A 20,191-nucleotide genomic window follows, 5' to 3' on the forward strand; every position below is an offset into this window, starting at 1 on the left:
GTGGCTCAGTTGCTGTTGAGATTGTAAACCTATGTATGAATCATCCGCCAACGCGTTTTACCTTGAATCCTTTTTCTTTAAGAATTTCCATTATTTTATCACGATAATCGCCCTGAATAATGATAGAATCGTCTTTGAAGCTTCCGCCAACACTAAGTTTTGTCTTAATTTCTTTGGCTAAAAGTTTAAAATCTTCAACATCGCCTTCGTATCCTTCGATTATTGTGGTTGCTTTTCCTTTTCGTTTTTCATACTTACAAATCATGGGTTCTTTTTGTATGAAAAGCGTATGTTCTTCATTTTGAGTTCCTTCCGGTTCATTGGAAGGAACATGATCAGGGAACAGGTTTTTTAATTGGTCTTGTAAATCCATTTTATTTGAGTTGCTGAGTTACTAAGTGGCTAAGTAACTGAGTTTTTTCTTTATACCACAGAAGCTAAGGAGCTTTTAATAAATCAAAAAGACATCAAGCATAAAACTCAATGTCTTTTTTATAAGAGTATAAATTTAGGGATTATTTTTTAATTAATCCTAAGTCTACCAAACGTTCGTATAAGAAATCACCTGCGGTAATATCATCGTACAATTTAGGGTGATCCGCATCGATACAGTTTTCTAAGCAGTTTAGCGGCATATCGCCAACCGGGTGCATAAAGAACGGAATGGAATAACGCGAAGTACCCCACAATTCTCTTGGCGGATTCACAACCTGGTGAATGGTCGATTTTAATTTATTGTTGGTGTGACGCGATAACATATCACCCACATTGATTACCAATTCGTCCGGTTGCGCAATGGCGTCAATCCATTGTCCGTCATGGTTTTGAACCTGTAATCCTTTACCCTGAGCACCCATTAAAAGCGTGATAAGGTTGATGTCGCCATGAGCAGCAGCACGAACAGCGCCGTCTTTAGGTTCATCTGTAATCGGAGGATAGTGAATTGGTCTTAAAATACTGTTTCCGTCTTTGATGAATTTATCAAAGTAGAACTCATCCAATCCGATGTAAATTGCCAAAGCTCTCAACACATAAACACCTGTTTTTTCAAGCATTTGGTAGGCTTCTTTTCCAACGGCATTAAATTTTGGTAATTCTTCAACAGTAACGTTGTCCGGATATTCGTCAGTATATTTAGAATCTTTGCTAACATACTGGCCGAAATGCCAGAATTCTTTTAAGTCACCGGCTGAGCGGCCTTTCGCATGTTCTTTACCAAAAGAAACATAACCTCTTTGTCCGCCGATGCCCGGGATTTCGTATTTGCTTTTCACCTCTAAAGGAAGGTTGAAGAAATTACGAACTTCACCATAAAGTTCATCAACTAATTTGTCATCTAAAAAATGACCTTTTAATGCTACGAATCCGATTTCTTCGTAGGCTTTTCCGATTTCATTTACAAATTTTTGTTTACGTGCCGGGTCACCCGACAGGAAATCACGTAAGTCAACACTAGGAATGTTTTGCATTGTACTTAGTTTTTGTTAATAACTTTTTCGGTATAAAACCATTATAAAAACAAATGTAGAGAATAATTTCTGGATAAAAATAATAAAGTTGTAAACAATCCTTAAAATTCACTTTTCAGGGTTTGAGTTTGTGGTTTTTTGATTCTGGGTTTCTTTATCGATACGGTATTCCGGTCGTAGCTCAGGGTTTTCCAAATAGCAAACCGGTGAAGCATTCTCAGGAAGTTCTGTTTTGTTTTTTGAATCTGATTTTTTGTCTAAATGACTCATTTTAAAACGATTATTTGGTTCTTGTTAGGATTACTTAAAGTTAGTTACTATTTTGTTATAATTTAACGAATTGACGTTGTTTTTATTCTTAATTTTGACAGCGTTTTATAAACCAAAATACAATGAACTTCGAGAGAAAGAATCTATCCAACGAACAATTATTAGATTTATATAAAAGCTTACTTAAGCCAAGACTGATTGAGGAGAAAATGCTAATCCTTATCCGTCAGGGAAAGGTTTCCAAATGGTTCTCCGGAATCGGGCAGGAGGCAATTTCTGTGGGAATTACTTCTGTTTTGGATAAAGACGAATACATTTTACCGATGCACCGTAATTTAGGTGTGTTCACTACAAGAGAGATTCCTTTGCACCGTTTGTTTTCACAATGGCAGGGAAAAAGAAACGGATTCACAAAAGGACGTGACCGTTCGTTCCACTTTGGTACTCAGGAATATAAGATTATCGGAATGATATCGCATCTTGGTCCGCAGTTGGGAATTGCAGACGGAATCGCATTAGCCAATAAATTAAAGAAAAACGGAAAAGTAACCGCAGTTTTCACCGGAGAAGGAGCAACTTCTGAAGGTGATTTCCACGAAGCGTTGAATATTGCTTCGGTTTGGGATTTACCGGTGTTATTCGTAATCGAAAATAACGGCTACGGATTATCCACGCCAACCAACGAGCAATACCGTTGCGAAAACCTTGCCGATAAAGGCGTAGGTTACGGAATGGAAAGCCATGTGGTAGACGGAAATAATATTTTGGAAGTGGTAAACCTTATTTCTGAATTGAAAGCGTCTATGGTTGAGAACCCGCGTCCGGTGTTGTTGGAATTCAAAACGTTCCGTATGCGTGGACACGAAGAGGCGAGTGGTACGAAATACGTTCCTCAGGAATTGATGGACATGTGGGCTATTAAAGATCCTGTGGAGAATTACAGAAACTATTTAAAAGCTACAGCGGTTTTATCTGATGAACAAGATGAGGCTTTCCGTGCGGAAATAAAGAAAGAAATCGATACTGATTGGGCAAAAGTTCAGGAAGAGCCTGAAATTGTGGCCGATTTGCATGAAGAATTAAACGATGTTTACCGTCCGTGGGAATATGAAGAATTCAACCATTCTGATGAAGTAGAGAATATTCGTGTGATTGATGCGATTTCAAACGGTTTGCGCCAATCGATGGAGCGTCATGAGAATTTGGTAATCATGGGTCAGGATATCGCAGAATACGGAGGAGCATTTAAAATTACGGATGGATTTGTAGCGCAGTTTGGAAAAGAACGTGTACGCAATACGCCAATCTGTGAAAGTGCTGTGGTTTCTGCGGCTAACGGTTTGTCGATTAACGGACATAAAGCGGTTGTGGAAATGCAGTTTGCTGATTTCGTGTCGACAGGATTTAACCCGATTGTGAATTTATTGGCAAAACAACATTACCGTTGGCAGGAGAATTCCGATGTGGTAGTGCGTATGCCTTGCGGTGGCGGTACTCAGGCAGGACCCTTTCACTCCCAAACCAATGAGGCATGGTTTACCAAAACTCCAGGGTTAAAAGTAGTTTATCCGGCATTCCCTTATGATGCAAAAGGATTGTTGGCTACAGCGATTAATGATCCGAATCCGGTGATGTTCTTCGAGCACAAACAATTGTACAGAAGCGTTTATCAGGATGTGCCTAAAGATTATTACACGATTCCTTTCGGAAAAGCGGCGATGATTAAAGAAGGAGAAGATGTTACTGTTATCTCTTTTGGAGCAGGAGTTCACTGGGCTTTGGAAACTTTAGGAAAGCATCCGGAAATTAAAGCCGATTTGATTGATTTAAGAACACTTCAGCCGTTGGATTTGGAAACAATCTATGCTTCGGTTAAGAAAACCAGCCGCGTAATCATTCTTCAGGAAGATACGTTGTTTGGTGGTGTAGCGAGTGATATTTCGGCAATGATTATGGAAAACTGTTTCGAATACCTTGATGCTCCGGTTCGCCGAGTGGGAAGTTTGGAATCAGCCATTCCGTTTATGAAGTCGTTGGAAGATCAGTATTTACCGAAACAACGCTTTGAAACCGAGTTATTGGAATTGTTGAAATACTAAGATTTTAATTTATATAGAAAAAGCTGTTTCGTTTTAATCAACGAAACGGCTTTTTTATTGTTTTTAAATGTATTACTGTCTCAAAATCTTCTCCATAGCTTTTCCTTTGGCTAATTCGTCAATCAGCTTGTCTAAATAGCGTATTTGCTGCATGAGTTTGTCTTCAATGTCTTCCACACGATAGCCGCAGATTACCCCGGTAATTTTAGCCGCATTCGGGTTGATTTGCGGAGCGTTGTTAAAGAAATCTTCAAAATTGGTTTTGTCTTCAAGATGTTGTTGCAGTTTTTGCTCATCGTAACCGGTTAGCCAAAAGATGATTTCGTGTACTTCTGCCTGAGTACGTCCTTTCTTTTCGGCTTTGTTGATGTAGTGCGGATAGACACTTGCAAACGCCATTTTATATACTTTAGAGAAATCCATAATGCTGCTTTTGGGTAGTGTAAAAATAGGGAATAAATTGGAAAAGGAAAGACGGGTTTTGGTTTTCCGTAATCCGTTAGCATATTCAGTTGCATGTGCCGTTTATTTGCGGGAGCTATTTATTCTTTGCCTATAGATGCTCTGCTAGAGTAAATCAATTTCCTTTTGAATGTTCATTTTTGCCTGTTCTTCGTATAGCTTTCGGAATGTTTCGGTTTGATAGATGTTTTCGTGTTCCAGAAAGTGTTGCAATGCTTTTTTACGCCCAGGATTGTAAAGGAAATCAGGATAGATGCTGTATTCTTTTCGTATTTGCTTAAAATAAGTTTTATAAGCTTCCCAGTCTTTCGACAGTATCTTCAGATCGAAATCGATGAACCATTTTTCATCTTCTGTATTTTTTGGCTCATGGTTTTTGGTTGCCATTATCAGGTCGAAAACTACCTTTTTATCAATGATTGCATTTTCAGGCAGAATTCTGACGGCAAACTCAGCGCTTTTCAGTTCGTTGTCTTTTCGGGAACTGTTGTAAACATAATCGTGATAGAAAATAGCGTATAGTACCTCATCGGGAAACTGAAGCTCCGTTTTATACTTTTCGAAACAATAAATCATCTCTTGCAAATGCGTCAGATTATGATAATGTCTTGATTTATGCGAATAGGCTTTTTGAAGTTCGTTCCATCGAATCATGGCAGCATCAGCGGTAAAACCGATTTTAGCAAGCAGTTCGATAAACAATTGTTGTACTTCCATTGGTGTAGTTTTATCAAAAATAACGTTCTTTTTTTATAGCGTAAAATAATTATACTATTGCTTTTGGGTTTTTATGAAAACGAAAGAAGAACAGCGTGTGGGTTAACAGCAATAAAGCTATCGAAATGGCACTTCATCATGCGATCTGTTAATTATGGCTGTTTTGCTCTTTGGTTGCAGTTCTCGTTCTTTCCGGTGCCTGAGGCTCTCGAAGGCAGGCTCTCGAAGCCATACCCTCAAAAGCTTTTAAAAATCACTAGATTTGGTGATTGTGTAGGTGTTTTTTTATTTATAGGTTTGTTGAATTGTAATTAAAAACTAAGTACTTCTGCCAACAGCAATTTAAAACTATTAATGGTTTAACACTTAAATAACCACTTAAAACATTCCAACCCTTATGAATCAATTTATAGAAATTAAGAAAAGTGTTCTCAGCTTACAATTGGAAATTATTGCTTTGGAAGAACAAAAAGAAGCTTTGGTTAAAAATCAGAAATATGAAAGTGCTGCTGATATAAACATCTTGATAAAGCAAAAAAGAGCTGTAATTGAATCGGCAGTTGAGAAGCTGAAAACAATTTTTAGAAACGGTGATTTAAACGATTTCGAAGAGAAAAGCCTTTTTATGTTCCTGCTTCAATTTGAAGACACCTATTACGATATCTTTCAAAAAATTAAGAAAGAGGAATATGCTAAACTATTAGAAGACTACGCGAAGCAAAAAGATACTGCTTTGCAAAACTTTGAATTTACCGAAGCGGAGCGAATTAGAGAACTGATGCGGGGAATAGGGAAGTAAGTTTCCTTTTCCCTGTTTCTTTTGTCTTGATATGCATTATTGCCAAACTTTGTGCCCTCCGGTGCCTGAGGTTTTCGTTTTTTCGGTGCCTGAGGTTCTCTAAGGCAGGCTCTTGTTTTTCCGGTGGCTGAGGCTCTCGAAGCCACTTTTTTGATGAACCCGTATCACTTTCTTCATAAGGCTTGCATGACGTTACCATGGCTTTACCATGGAGTAAGCATGGAGTAAGCATGGAGTAAGCATGGAGTAAGCATGACTTTACCATGGCTTTGATATGGCTTTATTATTCTGTGGGGTGTATGGTGGCTGAGGCACTCGAAGCCGATTTTGTTTAGGTTTAGTCGTCACTTAGGCAATCTTTAAAAGTAAAAGGGAATCACAAATTTGCTTTTAAATCCCCTCTTTCGCCCTCAATCCATCGTTGGAGCATTACTCTTTCAGACGGTGGTTGATGGGTTCCACCCGCCAAGATGTCTAAAAAAGTGTCCCAAAGATTTCTTTCTTCTTTAAACTCTTTTTTGAAAATTTTAAAAGCTTTTAAATATTCTTTTTCATATTTATCTGCTTCTTCAAAGCTGTAGTTTTCAGGGATATGGGCTATCAGTATCTGGGTTAATTGGTGGATTTCTTTAGGGGTGTATTTTTCCATCAACTGCAGTTCTGTTTTACAGGCTTCGGCGTGCGACACCAGTAAAGGTAAAATAGTGTCTTCAAAATTACAGATGTCTTTTTCCCAATGTTTGTGTTCTTTTTCAGGCAGTATTTCAAACCCCAGATTTTCCAGATTCTTATTCGTTTCTTTCAACGTATTCAAATGCAGACTAAACTGTTCCCACAATGTAGAGGAGTCGGACCGGTCATGGTTTTTGACTTTTTCCTTTGCAGTATTAAGTATCTCGTGAATTGCTTTTAAAGAATGGTTCATTTCTTTTAAGCCCATTTTCCATTTTTCCTGCGCTTCGGGGGTACTGTGTACTTCAATTAACGCCAAAGCATGCTTGTTTAATTCTTCCAGATTATGCTCTATCTGAACCATTTGCGCATAGTGCTTTTCTAAAGCGCTGTTAAAATTTCTTATTGACAGTAGGGCTCTGAGTTCTGAGTGATAAGCTACATTTTTCATGGTTCCTCTGCTTTTACTGTTTTTTTGATGTTGCTTTGTCCAATCAAATTTACACAGAAAAAATGAGTTTAAAGTGGGTTGTAACTTTTATTTATGATTATAAATAATTGTTTTTCAGTTGATTAGCTCAATCAAGGAGTTGGAATTAAACCGTGTTGTGTGGCTTGGGTAAAGAAGGTTTCAAAATTGGTTTGTTGGTTAGGATATCGGTTGTTGTCCATGGAATTTTCGGTTTTGGGGATTACTTCTGATTTCCGTACTTGTTATTCATATAAGCAATAGTCTCCTGCATTAGTTTTTTCAGAACCTCAAGGTTAATATCGGCTAATTTGTTGGCATAAATACAAGCTTTCCCCATTTTGAATTTGCCTAAACCTTCCAGAAACGGTTCGTGTTCTTTTAATCCGGTAAAAACATAGAGCGAAATGGCGGCTTTTCGGGGCGAAAAACCAAGTAGCGGAGCATCGCCTTCGTGACCGCTTTCGTATTTGTAATGATAGGAACCGAAACCGATGATGGTTGGTCCCCACATTTTAGGTTTGTGACCGGAAACTTCCTGCATGAGTTGGAGCAATGTGTAACTGTCCTGCTTTTTTTGTTCGGACGTGGCGAAGGTTTCTATGAACTGAATTACGTTTTCGTTGGTTTGCGCCGTTTTGTTTTTTGCCATTTTTATCTGAAATTATACTTTAAGCATTCCGCGAAAACCTCTCACGGCATAGTAGGAATCTGCACCATTATGATATACAAAAACCGTATTGTAACGGCGATCGCAAAACAGGGCACCGCCTAATTTTCGGATGGGAGCAGGGGTTTGAATCCAGCTTGAGGTTTTGAGGTCAAAATTTCCTAATTGTTGTAACGTTCGGTATTGTTCTTCGGTTAAGAGTTCGATACCCATTGCAGTAGCCATATTTATCGCGCTGTCTGCCGGTTTGTGCAATTTTCGGGCTTCTAATGCTTCCTGATCATAGCAAATGCTTCGGCGGCCTTTTGGTGTTTCCGGCGAGCAATCGCAGAAAATATATTCGTTGGTTTTGGAATCGTAACCGATTACATCCGGTTCGCCTTCGGTTCTTTCCATTTCATAGAGCGACCATAGTTTTTTGGGCGATGCTTCCAGTTTTGCCTGAATGGCGGTCCAATCTAAACCTTCATGTCGGTCATTGTTTTTTTCAAAACGAAGTTTCAAAATGGTAAGCAGAGCTTCCTGTTGTGATGCCGTTAACGCTTTATTATTGTCTTTTGCCATACGATGATTGTTTGATGATTATCGTTTATTGCTGTGCAACATTATTGGTTTTCCAGAATGGTTTTTAAATTCATCAGGCTTATATTCATGTCTTTCGGAAGCATTTTTTCTATCATCGGGATCATTACATTCATTGGGTATTTTAGGGTGCTTGCGTTGCTCCATTTCACTTTCGTTTGATTGTTTGCTGCGGTTTCCAGAATGTAATCGGCATAAGCGACTGCCATGAAAGAACCGGTGAAACGAATTTCGGTTGCAATACGTTTTCCTTCTTCAAGGGTTTTGATTTCCTGTTCGCCTTCGCTTGCTTTTTTGTTTCCCTTCCATGCATAAATAAAGCCTACGGTGCCGTCTGTTCCTGTAAATTTTCGTTCCATGTTGGGATCTACCATTACCCATTTGTTGAAGTTGTCCTGATTTTTGAGCTGTTTTAAATAATCAAAAACCTTTTCCCGAGGGGCATTTATTATAATTTCTGATTGAGCATTATACTCTTTTTTCATGAAAAGCGCTATACCTAAGAGTAAGGCTATGATGCCGATTATTACAAGTAAAATGGTGAATAGGATTGCCATAGTAGTTTTTTTGATTTTGGGTGACTTACAAATATATCGAAAAGTTGGAAAGAAAATTTGATTTTCGAAGTAGGGAAGTGTGTTTCGGAATTGGGTTTAAAACCAAGTTTAGTTGTTTAGAAGACGGTTTATGCAATACGGACCGATACTTACCCAGATGGGAATTAAAATCCAAAGTTTTCCTTTAGCGATGTTGTATTCCTGTACTAATACGGCCCAGGAATTTCCTCGGTATAAGCCAAAACCAAACTCGAAAACCAAGGTAAGGATTACCCAGAAAACACCAATGAACAGTGCTTCGCTGTTGGAAACGGTTAAGGAATATTTAAACAGCACAAGAAAATAAAGCGTGAACAACAACAGTAATGTTAGCGTTGAAAGTTGTCTGGCGGCGAGTTCCCCTAAATAGTTAACATACCATAAATCCCTCGCGGTTCCGTTTAGTATGGCCAGGAACAACATGGGAAACCATAAAAGAAAGTACTTTATCATGATGTGAGTTTTCAGATTTAATTACTTGGGTATGGTAAATTCGGTGAAAGTATGACCATTGAATTTGCAGATCCCGTTTTCATCTGTTCCAAACCAAAGTTCGCCTTTTTTATCCTTGTAAATTGTATTTACGGCATTGCTTGTTAGTCCGTCTTTCGTGGTGTAATTGGTTAGCTTTTTGCCATCATAGGACCAAACGCCGGCATCTACGGTTCCAATCCAAAGCGTTCCGTTGTGGTCTTCGTTTATGGCATAAATTCTGGCGATGTTGTTCAGACCGGATTTGCCTGTTGCTCTGAAATCAGCATTGCCAAGTCCTTTTTCTTCGGTGAAATTGATTAGCGCTTTACCGTCATAGCGGAATAAACCCGCGCCGTTATTTCCAAACCAGATGTTTCCTTTGCTGTCTTCGAATAAAGCGAGTACGGCAGGGCCTTTCAGTCCTTTTTCTGTGAACCAGGTCAGTGCTTTTCCATCATATTTGCAAACCCCTTGGGATTGGGTTCCGAACCATACATTTCCTTTTTTGTCTTTCAGAATAGAATAAACTGCATGGGCGCTGAGTTTGTAAGGCGAATTTTTATGATCGTTACTATTGTAAGCGGTTTTTGTAAAAGTTAAGTAGGTGAGTGCATTATTGTTGAGACGATAGACACCTGCGCCGGCATAGAACCATAAATCGTTGGGTTCTGATTGCCAAATGTTAGCAGTATTGTTGTTGAGGTGATTGGAAAACGTTGTAAAGGTTTGTCCGTTAAACCTGCAAACGCCGAAAAGACCGGTGCCCAACCAAATGTTTCCGAATCGGTCTTCCTGAATGCTTTGAATCTGATTGTTTGCCAGTCCGTCTTTATCGGTAAATTGGGTCAATTTTACCCCATCGTAACGATATATTCCGGCGTTGTTGGTGCCAAACCAATACGTTCCGGTTTTATCCTGAAAGATGCTGCGGATGTTTTTGTCGATTTCGGTTGCCGGATTGCCAGGTAAGAGAGTAACGGGTTCAATTGTTTTTTGCTCCGGCTGACTGTTTGTTGTGCTTTTGGATTTGTTTTGTCCTTCACAGGAAGAAAAAGCGAAGCAAAACAGTAAAAGTGAAAAATTTACGGCCTGTCGTAATGGAGTGTTTGTATAAGCCATACTCTTTTTAAATAATGTTATTATTTTGTTGCCAATCATTACAAATATACCGAATAAATTAAGAGAAAAACCTTAGCTTTGAGAAGTTCTATTTATCCTTAAAAACATTGTTTATTTATAAAAAAAAAAGAGAAAATGAAAAAATCGATTGCAATCGTAGCCTTTATGATGACCGTATTAACAGTTGTTTCCTGTGATAAAAAAACGGCACCCGAAACTACTCCAGCGCAAACCACTACGGAACAAACTACCCCTGAAAACAAGGAAAACGAAGCACATCAATTGGCTTATGCCTGTCCGATGGATTGTGAGAAGGGTAAAACTTATGATAAACCGGGAAAATGCCCTGTTTGTGAAATGGATTTGACCGAAGTAAAAGCAGAAGGTCACGACGGGCACGAGCATTAACAGATGCTAATTTATATTACAGACTAAGTGTTTGTTTTTAGTCAATTTTGATTGAATAAAAAAGGAGTTCGTTTTGAACTCCTTTTTTATTTAATATTTCCCGCTTAATAATTCGCCGCCAATAGCTGATTTTGCTTCAATGCCCAGTTTTTTCATCATTTCGTAGGTAGTACAAACCGCTGCCGAAGTTACCGGAATACCGATTTCTTTCTGAATTAAATCAATCGCTTCTAACGATGGCATTTGTACGCAAGCTGATGCTACTAAAACATCCACTCCGGTTAAATCCAAACGTTTGTAGATTTCTAATAAATTCATCGGATCTTGTGCCGCTACTTCTAAATTGTCCGGAATTTCCAATGCGATGGAATCCACTACTTCAAATCCCTGATGTTCAATATAATCCACCACTAAATCTGTTAGCGGTCTCATGTACGGCGTAATTACGGCTACTTTTTTAGCCCCTAAAACTTTCAGTCCGTTAATCAAGGCTCCGGCAGACGTTACAATTGGAGTAGGGAAGTCGTTCGCCACAGTTTCCTGATGCAAGTTCACTTCCGAAACGCAGTGGTACCCGCGTCCCATGCTCATAATCGCTACCAAACAGGCGTAACCCATAACGTCTACGTGTGCATCGGATAATTCCTGAGCGCATTTCAAACTCATGGCGTCCATGGCTTCGAGTTCTTCTTTGGTTACTTTCTTCATGCGCATACGGCTTGAATGAAAGGTGAAACGCTCCGGTAAAATGGTTTCGCGTGAACGGAAAAGCGCCGGTATTTCGGTTTCCATCGTTACGTTAGATGATGGAACTATTTGTCCTATTCTGTATTTTTTCATTTTATTTTTTTTGCAATTAGTATTAAATCTGTTGTGTAGGTTCCGTTTTGTTCGGGAAATTTTTTCCGCTGCAAAGCTATTATTTTGAACCCGTTTTGTTTGAGGGCTTCCGCTAAATAATCTTCCTGATGGTAATGCATAAAGATTTCATCACCGGTACTTCCTTTTTTTAAACCCGACTTACCATAATCGTCTTCCATGGTACTCAAATATAAAACCCCGTTTTTGTTTAAACAGTTTCCAGCATCTTTTATCAACTGAATCGCTTCTTCTTTAGACAAATAAGGCAATCCGAAACCGCACATGATTCCGTCAAATATTTTGTTCAATTTTAAAGAATCGCGACAATCCAACAATTGAAAAGTCGCTGTGGGATTGTTTTTCTGAGCCAGTTCAATCATGTTTGGTGCTAAATCGGTTCCCAGGATTTTAAAATCCGGTCGTTGCTGCAATAGGTGTTTTGTAATATTTCCGGGTCCGCAAGCCAATTCTAAAACTGCAGCGTTTTGATTTTCAATGGATTTGCAAAACAAATCGAAAGTATCGTTGTACAAATCAAAATCCATGAAACGTTCTTCATAGAGATTTGCACATTTGTTGAATACTTCGACCGCTTTTTGCGTTTTGTCCATCTTAACTGTTTATATGTTTTTGAACGCGGATTTCCACGGATTTCTCTATTTTCTTTGCTTTATTCTCTATTTTCTTAAAGTTTAAATCTCTTTTACGGTATTCACAATCGTTCCAATCCCTTCCACGGTAGCTTCTACCACATCACCGTTCCACATCCATTCCTGAGGGTTACGACCTGCACCAACGCCCGCCGGAGTTCCCGTTGCAATGATATCACCCGGTTCTAAAGTGAAAACCGTACTCAAATCTTCAATTAAATCGTTGATATTGAACAACATGAATTTTGTATTCGAATTCTGTTTTTCCACACCATTCAGTTTTAAGGATAAATTCAGGTTGTGCGGATTTGGAATTTCGTCTTTAGTAACCAAAACCGGTCCCATTGGGGCGAAAGTATCCTGACCTTTGGAAACAATCCATTGTCCGGAACGACGACAATCTCTGGCAGAAATATCATTAATTACGGTATATCCGAAAACATAGTCCATCGCATTTTCTTTCGGAACATATTTTCCTTCTTTTCCAATGATAACTGCTAATTCTACTTCCCAATCTAATTGTTGTGTCAGCTTCGGATTGTGCAAAATCTCGGTATTGGTGCCGGTAACCGTTGTAGGCGGTTTGGAGAAAATTACCGGTTCCTGTGGTAAATCGTTCGAAGTGTCTAAAGTTCTGGCACTTTCGGCAACGTGTTCGGTATAATTCAATCCGATTCCGATGATGTTTTTTCTTGGTTTAGGAATAGGCGCCAGGAACGTTACATTTGATAACGGATAGTAACAGTTGGTGCGTTCTTCTTCTGTTAAACTGTCGATTAATTCCTGGATTCGGCTTACTTCCGTCAGACCCAAATCGATCAATTCCAACATGGTTTGAGGTAGTACGGTTTTCTTGATTTTGGCAACATCTTCCAAATCAATCATGTGGTTATCCTGAACAACTCCTAATCTTGGAGCGGTATGGTTTATTTTATAAGTGGCTAGTTTCATTTTTTTTGAGTTGCTGAGTTACTAAGTTGCTAAGTATCTGAGTTTTTTATGTTTTGTAATTATTTAAATCAAGTTTTGATATCCGTTGTTCTCGGTATATTCTCTTTCCTGATACAATCCCAACGATTCAATCACCGGTAAATCGTTGAAAGAGAACAAACAAGCGTCTTCCGTTTCAGATAAATTCACATGTTCATGCCAAGCCCAAGAAGGAACACAGAAAATATCGCGTTCTTTCCAGTCAAAACGTTTTCCGTTAATCACCGAATAACCATGACCTTTGGCACATTGGTACACGAATGATCCTGTGTGTTTGTGGGCTTTCGTATGTTCTCCGGCACGCAATAGCTGCATCGAAGCGCCCATAGTCTGCATTACATGTCCGCCCGTGTTTGGATTGCTGTATTGCATGATGATACCGTCAAAGGGCGAGCCTTCATTCACTTTTGCCGCTTCCAACAAAGCAGGATATACATTTTTCCAGGAGTATTTGAATAATGGGGAATAGGGTTTATCCCAAGTTTTATCCGCTGGCAATAAACCGGCACCGCCAAAGGTCATCGGAGAATGATTAATCGGTGAAATCAACGGTTGTTTGCCATCGTAAACCGCATAATCATTCGCTTCGAGAGCATTTATGAGCGGAATATCCAAACCGTCCTGCCAAATACAAGTTTGACCATCGGCTTCTACACCATGTTCGTGCCAGGTTGAGTTTGGTGTAATCACAAAATCGTTGACTTCCAGCATGATTTTATTACCATCAACAACGGTGTAGCCTTTGCTTCCTTCCATAATAAAACGCAGGGCAGAAGCTTTGTGTCGGTGTGCCGACGTACTTTCGCCCGGACGCGTTACCTGAATTCCGGTATACAACCAACCTACAGCGGCGCTCACATCTTTACGTTTGTCGTTGACTAAATAAACCACACGGCGTCCCGCTTGTTCCGGAGTAACGAGTTCGGATGATTTTAAAACCAACGAACGCAAATCGTCATATTTCCAAAGCATTGGTACCGATGAGGTACGCGGTTCCCAAGGCTCTATATCGTTGGCCACCGTCCATAAAGCACCGGCGCCAAGTCCTTCTAATTCTTTATAATAGGCTTCCAGCTCCGGAGTGTCCTGAACTCTGGCGCGACCAATTACGTCATCTGAAAATTTATCTTCCATTTTGTTATTTTTTGGAGCGAATGGTTCGGGCTTTTTTGCCGTCCTTATTCCTGCTTTCCGCTTTTGCACGGCAACCGCTGCAATCAGGGCTAGAATGGGAAATTATTCGCTTTTTTGTTATCGTTTGTTGAATTCTTCGTGATTGTCAATAAAAGTAATTTTTCGTGTTGGCGCTACATTCACACGCAAATCGAAAATATCAAAACGGTTATAATGTCCGAGAATATCGTGCATTTGCTTCGGTTGGATGCATTTCTGCAAATCGATTTCCGCATAGGTAATACCTTCCTCATCAATCAACGGTTCGCCAATGACAGCGCCATTCGGACCCACAAATCCGGAGAACGCCGAGTTTTTGCGCGTCAATAATTCCTCCACATTCGGAACGTCGTCGCGTAACGCATCCATGATTTCTTGCGAAATGGTCGAACACGAAACAATCGTAAACAATTTTCCTTCAAAAGAATGTGCTGCGGCACGGATTTTTATGGCTTCTGCCATGTTATAATCGGGTGGGGCAACTGGTAAGGAAATGTAATTCGCAATGTGAATCAGTTCGCCTTGTGATAGTAGTGTGAAACGCGCCAACGTATTGGTGTTTTCGCCACAAGCCAACGTTCCGATCGGACCAATTTCTGTATCGTATACTTTTAAGGACGAACCGTCTCCGGAGGTCCACGTTAGTTTTTCTGCCCAGGTGGGAACCAATTTTCTATGTTTCCCGATAACTGTTCCGGTGTTGTCAATAATTAAATTGGTATTGTAAATCTCGCCGTAGCTTTTGCCACGTTCGTTGATTCCGATTACAATATGAATATTATAGTCTTTTGCGGCCTGATATAAAGCTTGCATCGATTCGTCCTCAACAGCAACCGAATTCTTATACAATTCTTCATACCATTTGCTGCCCTGAACCGGCGTCATAATCCAGTTCCAATAAGGGTAACCGGCGATGAAAACTTCGGGGAAGGCAATTAACTGCGCTCCGTTTGAACTGGCTTCTTTGATAAAACCAATCGCTTTTTCAATTGTTTTTTCTACGTTTAGAAAAACTGGTGACGTTTGTACGGTAGCGGCTTTAAATTTTTTAAAATCCATGAATAGTATTTGTTATGCCCTTCGACAAGCTCAGGGTGACGGATTAGACAACGAATTTACTTATTTTATTTCTCATTTCCTCGGTAAAGGCTTCCGCTTTAATGCTGTCGCGGTTTTCTCCGAAGGCAATGTTTACTAAGGTTACTTCGCCTTCCACACAGGTTTTTCCTTGTTCGTCTTCGAAACGGAATCCGCATAGTAGGGAAGAATCGCCCAGTTTTTTTACCCAAAGTTTTTTGGTTAAGGTTTCGCCTAATCGTGCGGCTTTTTTGAATTGTACTTTCAAATCTACTGTTGGAATACCGTTGGTTTCGTGCATTTTGGAAAACGGACGGTCTAAGGCTTCTTCAAACCAATCTTCGACAATGCCGTTAAGCATTTCGAGAAATCTTGGGTAAAACACAATTCCGGCATAATCAATATGTTGGAAACGGATTTTTTCTTCTTTAATAAAATAGTTGTTCATTGTTCTGTATTTTAGCCCCGATAGAGCCGGTATCCTTTTTTGGTTGCCTGAGGCTCTCGAAGGCAACCGAAAAAGATAAAGGCGAAAGCGGGAATTAGCTCCTAAAAATTTTCTGCCGATGCTTTTTTCCAGAAAAACTGATATTCCTTCGGAACAGTGTTTTCGTTGAGTAAGCAGCCCGGTTCGATTTCGGGAAACATTTCATAATAAGTTTCAATTTTTGATCCGCCAATGCGCGCACTGATAACGGTTCGGTCGACTTCATCCGGATGGCGCAAACCTGCCGAAGCCATTAGTTCCATGGCACTTTTCACGGTTTCGTGTTGGAAACGGGCTACGCGAACGCTTTTTTCTTCGGGAACCAAGCCTTTTGTTAATTTAGGATCTTGCGTGGCGACTCCGGTCGGACACGTATTGGCGTGACATTCCAAAGCCTGAATGCAACCCAGCGCGAACATCATGCCGCGTGCCGAATTGCAGACATCCGCTCCTATGGAAAGGCATTTTATGATGTCGAAACCAGTGATTACTTTTCCGCTGGCGATAATTTTGATTTCGTCTTTAATGCCAAATCCGTTCAAACTATCGTAAACAAACGCTAAAGCTTCGCGCAATGGCATTCCCACGTGATCGGAATATTCCTGTGGTGCTGCGCCTGTTCCGCCTTCGCCACCGTCTACCGTTATGAAATCGAAATAGGTTTTGGTAGCCACCATCGCTTTACAAATAGACATGAATTCGGATTTGTTTCCGATGCAGATTTTCATCCCGATGGGTTTTCCACCCGAACCTTTTCGTAATAATTTGATGAAATCCATCAGTTCCAAAGGATTGGAAAAAGCGGAATGTCTAGGAGGTGAAATGATATCGTTTCCTTTTTCGACCAAACGAATCGCTGCTATTTCATCGGTAACTTTTTGTTTTGGTAAAATACCGCCATGACCCGGTTTTGCGCCTTGGGAGAACTTGATTTCAATCATTTTTACGTTGTCCAGCGTGGCTCGTTTTGTAAACTCATCATAAGAGAATTTTCCATCTTTATCGCGACAGCTGAAATAACCGGTTCCGATATTCCAAACCACGTCGCCACCTGGTTCTAAATGATAGGGGGAAAGTCCGCCTTCACCGGTATTATGGTAAAAACCGCCTTGTTTTGCTCCCGAATTTAGGGCTAAAATGGCATTTTTACTTAGTGAACCGAAACTCATCGCACTGATGTTAAACAAACTAGCGTCATAAGGTTTCTCACACTGAGAAGAGCCGATTTTTATTTTGGGATTGGAATTGACTTCGGCAAACGGAATGGCTTTAATACTATGATTAATCCATTTATAGCCCGATTCATAAACATCTAATTGTGTTCCGAAAGGCATGGAATCGGTTTCCTTTTTACTTCTTTGGTATACCAAACTGCGTTGTAAGCGGTTAAAAGGTTTTCCGGTGGTGTCGCTTTCAATGAAGTATTGGCGCATTTCCGGTCCGATAGATTCCAGCAAATAGCGCATTCTACCTAAAAGCGGGAAATTTCTTTTGATGGTTTGTTTGGACTGATACATGTCGTACAATCCCATTAAAATCAAAGGAATGAAAATCAATAACAGCAAACTGAATTTCCAGTTTACATAAATAAGCATCCCTGTTAGAGACAATACTGTAATGCTGATAATAATGAATGCTTTTCTCATGGTTTCTTTATTTTAATTTGAAACGCTGAATTTTTCCGGTTTCCGTTTTTGGTAAATTCTCCATAAAGTTAATAACTCTTGGGTATTTATACGGCGCAGCTACTTCTTTAAACCACAACTGAATAGCTTTTACTAATTCATCCGTTGCTTTATGTTTTTCTTTTAAAACGATATGAGCACAAACCAGCATTCCGCGTTCTTCATCGGGTAAACCCACTACGGCACATTCCAGAATTTCTTCGTGAGTTAAAAGTACGCTTTCTACTTCAATTGCCGCAATATTATAGCCGGAAGAAATAATCATATCATCGCCACGTGCCACAAACCAAAAATATCCGTCTTCGTCCTGACGGAAAATATCGCCGGTTAAATTCCAACCGTTCTCGACATATTCGCGTTGTTTTTCTTCACGGTTTAGGTATTTGCAACCGGTGATTCCGCGAACGGCTAATCTTCCTGGTGTATTTCTGGGTGCTTCATTTCCTTTGGAATCAATTATTTTGGCTTCATAACCCGTTACGGCTACACCGGTGGAACCCGGTTTCATATTTCCTTCGTTGGAAGAAATGAAGATGTGTAACATTTCCGTGGCTCCAATGCCGTCAATAATTTTTAAACCGGTTGCGTTGTACCAGTCTTCCCAAACTTTTAAAGGGAGTGTTTCTCCAGCCGATACACATTTACGCAGGCTGGAAATATCGTATTCTTTTACTTTTGTTGTGATGATGCGCCAAGCGGTAGGTGCTGTAAAACAAACAGTTACTTTATACTCCTGAATGGCCTGTAGAAGTAAATCGGGAGTAGGTTTTTCGATTAGAAATGTGGACGCTCCGAAATACATCGGAAACAAAACCAATCCGCCCAAGCCAAAGGTGAATCCGAGTGGCGGACTTCCGGTGAAAACATCGCTTGATGTCGGTTGTAATGAATACGGAGGAAAAGCTTCGCAGATGTTTAAAATATCTTTGTGGTAATGCGCCGTCATTTTAGGTAAACCCGTTGTTCCTGAGGTGAAACCAATTAAGGCGATACTATCGGATTTTGTGTGGTAATTGTTGAAGGTTTTTGGTTTGGACTGCATTAGGTCTTCTAATTCAGAATTTCGGAAATAGCAGCTGTTTCTCAAAAAAGGAGAGTCGACCAATTCCATTTCTTCGCAAAGTGAACTATCGCATAAAACATGGGATATTTCGGCACAGTCAATAATTGTGGTTAATTCTTTTGAACGCAACAAAGGCATTGTGGCTACAACAACTCCGCCAGCTTTCAGAATGGCATACCAGCAGGCGACCATCATTGGGTTATTTGCAGAGCGAATCAATACTCGATTTCCTGATTTCAGACCCAAATCATCTATTAAAACATGCGCAATCTGGTTTGCTTTTTCATACAAATCATTGTATGTCCATTTTTCCTCAAACGTTTGGATGCAAGTTGCATTACCATGTCCGTTTTTGATATGAAAATCGAGTAACCGTTCCACACAATTCAGCATTTCCGGATGTTGGAATTGCGGTAGATTTTCAAAAATATAGTCCGGTTGTAATTCCGGAGCAGGTAAGCTATTGTGAGCGAAATTATCTTCGTAATGTTTCATGGTTAACTTTTTAGAAAGCGTTTTACAGCATTAAAATAAACGTCCTTAGCATCGAGCCAGCCGTAATGACTGCAGTTTTTTATTGTAATTAATTCCGAATTAGGAAATGCGGTTTTGATTTCCTGAGCCGTTTCAATGCTGATAATATCGTTTTCTCCCTGAAGGATTAAAACCGGTTTTTTAAAGTTTTTGAATTTGTCGGAACAATCAAAATTAGTGTTAATCAAGTTTTGAAAAACGATGGAATTGATGTCGAAATTTGCCTGAATGAGTCGTTCTGCGATGATAGGCGCTTTGGTTTTATCGAAAACATAAGCGTTTGCTAAATACTTAGCTCTTAATTTTCTTGTTTTGAGCGAGTTGTCTCCATTGTTGATTTTAGCAGCATAAAAATCAACACTGTCTTTTTGGATTTTGGTTAAATTGTCGGCAATCCGTTTTTGAGCATATCTCGTAAAATTCATGTTAATGCCTCCAGAGGAAGAAAATATTATTTTTTCAACTGCATCCGGATGTTTTGAAGTGTAATAAGCAGCAAGCATTCCGCCGAATGAATGACCAAGGATTGTCCACTTTTCAATATTCAAATACTTCCGTAAATTTTCCATATCCTGAACCATCAAGTCCATTGTGATGTGTTCACTGTCAATTTTTTCCACGGTTGATTTTCCGGTTCCTCTTTGATCGTAAATAATGGTTTGGTACCCGAATTTGGAAATTTCATCCGCAATATAACTGAATCCTTCACAATTCATTCCCGGTCCGCCGTTAATGATTAAAATCGGTTGTCCTGAACCAAAGGTTTTGTAGTGCAATTTGGAGTTACCGCTGGTAATTGTTTTTTCTTTTTGAGAAAAAACATTTACAGAAACGAGAAGAAAAAGTAGCAACATTTGCTTCATGA

General features: G+C 39.7%; 23 protein-coding genes. 3 read left to right on the forward strand and 20 right to left on the reverse strand.

Annotated features, from left to right (window positions below; translation table 11 throughout):
• Positions 1 to 40: 40 nt before the first annotated feature.
• From FCR2A7T_RS10585 to FCR2A7T_RS15220, 3 genes are all read right to left on the reverse strand, one after another.
• The gene (locus FCR2A7T_RS10585; RefSeq protein WP_023571283.1) at positions 41 to 373 is read right to left on the reverse strand and encodes a translation initiation factor; all 333 of its coding nucleotides are present in this window, start codon (positions 371 to 373) and stop codon (positions 41 to 43) included.
• 142 nt (positions 374 to 515) lie between these two features.
• Positions 516 to 1,469 carry an isopenicillin N synthase family dioxygenase gene (locus FCR2A7T_RS10590; RefSeq protein WP_023571284.1) on the reverse strand — a complete coding sequence of 318 codons (954 nt, stop codon included), beginning with the start codon at positions 1,467 to 1,469 and terminating at the stop codon, positions 516 to 518.
• Between the two features lie 108 nt (positions 1,470 to 1,577).
• The gene (locus tag FCR2A7T_RS15220) at positions 1,578 to 1,739 is read right to left on the reverse strand and encodes a hypothetical protein (protein ID WP_023571285.1); all 162 of its coding nucleotides are present in this window, start codon (positions 1,737 to 1,739) and stop codon (positions 1,578 to 1,580) included.
• Between the two features lie 122 nt (positions 1,740 to 1,861).
• Between FCR2A7T_RS15220 and FCR2A7T_RS10595 the strand changes: the two genes are divergently transcribed.
• Positions 1,862 to 3,838, forward strand: a complete 1,977-nt coding sequence (locus FCR2A7T_RS10595) for an alpha-ketoacid dehydrogenase subunit alpha/beta (RefSeq protein WP_023571286.1) — start codon at positions 1,862 to 1,864, stop codon at positions 3,836 to 3,838.
• A gap of 72 nt (positions 3,839 to 3,910) precedes the next feature.
• Here the strand turns inward: FCR2A7T_RS10595 and FCR2A7T_RS10600 are convergent, their stop codons facing one another.
• Positions 3,911 to 4,261, reverse strand: a complete 351-nt coding sequence (locus FCR2A7T_RS10600) for a DUF2200 domain-containing protein (protein WP_035118250.1) — start codon at positions 4,259 to 4,261, stop codon at positions 3,911 to 3,913.
• A 144-nt stretch (positions 4,262 to 4,405) separates the two neighbouring features.
• Positions 4,406 to 5,017 carry an HD domain-containing protein gene (locus tag FCR2A7T_RS10605; RefSeq protein WP_023571288.1) on the reverse strand — a complete coding sequence of 204 codons (612 nt, stop codon included), beginning with the start codon at positions 5,015 to 5,017 and terminating at the stop codon, positions 4,406 to 4,408.
• A gap of 397 nt (positions 5,018 to 5,414) precedes the next feature.
• Here FCR2A7T_RS10605 and FCR2A7T_RS10610 point away from each other — a divergent pair, with 397 nt between their 5' ends.
• Entirely contained in the window at positions 5,415 to 5,816 is a 402-nt protein-coding gene (locus FCR2A7T_RS10610; RefSeq protein ID WP_023571289.1) for a hypothetical protein, read from the forward strand.
• 376 nt (positions 5,817 to 6,192) lie between these two features.
• Here FCR2A7T_RS10610 and FCR2A7T_RS10615 read toward each other — a convergent pair whose 3' ends face one another.
• From FCR2A7T_RS10615 to FCR2A7T_RS10640, 6 genes are all read right to left on the reverse strand, one after another.
• Positions 6,193 to 6,939, reverse strand: coding sequence for a hypothetical protein (locus FCR2A7T_RS10615; protein WP_023571290.1), 747 nt, complete (start codon positions 6,937 to 6,939; stop codon positions 6,193 to 6,195).
• A gap of 241 nt (positions 6,940 to 7,180) precedes the next feature.
• Positions 7,181 to 7,609, reverse strand: coding sequence for a DUF1801 domain-containing protein (locus FCR2A7T_RS10620; RefSeq protein ID WP_023571292.1), 429 nt, complete (start codon positions 7,607 to 7,609; stop codon positions 7,181 to 7,183).
• 12 nt (positions 7,610 to 7,621) lie between these two features.
• A complete protein-coding gene (locus FCR2A7T_RS10625) occupies positions 7,622 to 8,191 on the reverse strand; it encodes a DUF4256 domain-containing protein (protein WP_023571293.1) in 570 nt (189 codons plus the stop codon).
• A 41-nt stretch (positions 8,192 to 8,232) separates the two neighbouring features.
• Positions 8,233 to 8,766: an SRPBCC family protein gene (locus FCR2A7T_RS10630; RefSeq protein ID WP_023571294.1), complete on the reverse strand. Its 534-nt coding sequence runs from the start codon at positions 8,764 to 8,766 to the stop codon at positions 8,233 to 8,235.
• Positions 8,767 to 8,874: 108 nt separating this feature from the next.
• Entirely contained in the window at positions 8,875 to 9,258 is a 384-nt protein-coding gene (locus FCR2A7T_RS10635; protein WP_051369550.1) for a hypothetical protein, read from the reverse strand.
• A gap of 21 nt (positions 9,259 to 9,279) precedes the next feature.
• Positions 9,280 to 10,398, reverse strand: a complete 1,119-nt coding sequence (locus FCR2A7T_RS10640) for a ligand-binding sensor domain-containing protein (protein WP_023571296.1) — start codon at positions 10,396 to 10,398, stop codon at positions 9,280 to 9,282.
• Between the two features lie 135 nt (positions 10,399 to 10,533).
• Between FCR2A7T_RS10640 and FCR2A7T_RS10645 the strand changes: the two genes are divergently transcribed.
• Positions 10,534 to 10,806: a heavy metal-binding domain-containing protein gene (locus FCR2A7T_RS10645; RefSeq protein WP_023571297.1), complete on the forward strand. Its 273-nt coding sequence runs from the start codon at positions 10,534 to 10,536 to the stop codon at positions 10,804 to 10,806.
• A 90-nt stretch (positions 10,807 to 10,896) separates the two neighbouring features.
• Here FCR2A7T_RS10645 and FCR2A7T_RS10650 read toward each other — a convergent pair whose 3' ends face one another.
• From FCR2A7T_RS10650 to FCR2A7T_RS10690, 9 genes are all read right to left on the reverse strand, one after another.
• On the reverse strand, positions 10,897 to 11,646 hold the full coding sequence (locus FCR2A7T_RS10650) for a maleate cis-trans isomerase family protein (RefSeq protein ID WP_023576783.1): 750 nt from the start codon (positions 11,644 to 11,646) through the stop codon (positions 10,897 to 10,899).
• Positions 11,643 to 12,278: a class I SAM-dependent methyltransferase gene (locus FCR2A7T_RS10655; protein ID WP_023571299.1), complete on the reverse strand. Its 636-nt coding sequence runs from the start codon at positions 12,276 to 12,278 to the stop codon at positions 11,643 to 11,645. The genes FCR2A7T_RS10650 and FCR2A7T_RS10655 overlap by 4 nt, the downstream gene beginning before the upstream one ends.
• Before the next feature lie 81 nt (positions 12,279 to 12,359).
• Positions 12,360 to 13,268: a fumarylacetoacetate hydrolase family protein gene (locus FCR2A7T_RS10660; protein ID WP_023571300.1), complete on the reverse strand. Its 909-nt coding sequence runs from the start codon at positions 13,266 to 13,268 to the stop codon at positions 12,360 to 12,362.
• Positions 13,269 to 13,331: 63 nt separating this feature from the next.
• The gene (locus FCR2A7T_RS10665; protein WP_023571301.1) at positions 13,332 to 14,441 is read right to left on the reverse strand and encodes a cupin domain-containing protein; all 1,110 of its coding nucleotides are present in this window, start codon (positions 14,439 to 14,441) and stop codon (positions 13,332 to 13,334) included.
• Between the two features lie 117 nt (positions 14,442 to 14,558).
• Positions 14,559 to 15,539: a carbon-nitrogen hydrolase family protein gene (locus tag FCR2A7T_RS10670; protein WP_023571302.1), complete on the reverse strand. Its 981-nt coding sequence runs from the start codon at positions 15,537 to 15,539 to the stop codon at positions 14,559 to 14,561.
• A gap of 43 nt (positions 15,540 to 15,582) precedes the next feature.
• Positions 15,583 to 16,005: an acyl-CoA thioesterase gene (locus tag FCR2A7T_RS10675; protein WP_023571303.1), complete on the reverse strand. Its 423-nt coding sequence runs from the start codon at positions 16,003 to 16,005 to the stop codon at positions 15,583 to 15,585.
• Between the two features lie 101 nt (positions 16,006 to 16,106).
• Positions 16,107 to 17,690: an FMN-binding glutamate synthase family protein gene (locus tag FCR2A7T_RS10680; protein ID WP_023571304.1), complete on the reverse strand. Its 1,584-nt coding sequence runs from the start codon at positions 17,688 to 17,690 to the stop codon at positions 16,107 to 16,109.
• A gap of 7 nt (positions 17,691 to 17,697) precedes the next feature.
• A complete protein-coding gene (locus FCR2A7T_RS10685) occupies positions 17,698 to 19,287 on the reverse strand; it encodes an AMP-binding protein (protein WP_023571305.1) in 1,590 nt (529 codons plus the stop codon).
• Between the two features lie 2 nt (positions 19,288 to 19,289).
• Complete coding sequence (locus FCR2A7T_RS10690; RefSeq protein WP_023571306.1) at positions 19,290 to 20,189, reverse strand: alpha/beta fold hydrolase; 900 nt, start codon at positions 20,187 to 20,189, stop codon at positions 19,290 to 19,292.
• Positions 20,190 to 20,191: the final 2 nt, after the last annotated feature.

Source organism: Flavobacterium cauense R2A-7 (assembly GCF_000498475.1).
GTDB classification, from domain to species: Bacteria; Bacteroidota; Bacteroidia; order Flavobacteriales; family Flavobacteriaceae; genus Flavobacterium; species Flavobacterium cauense.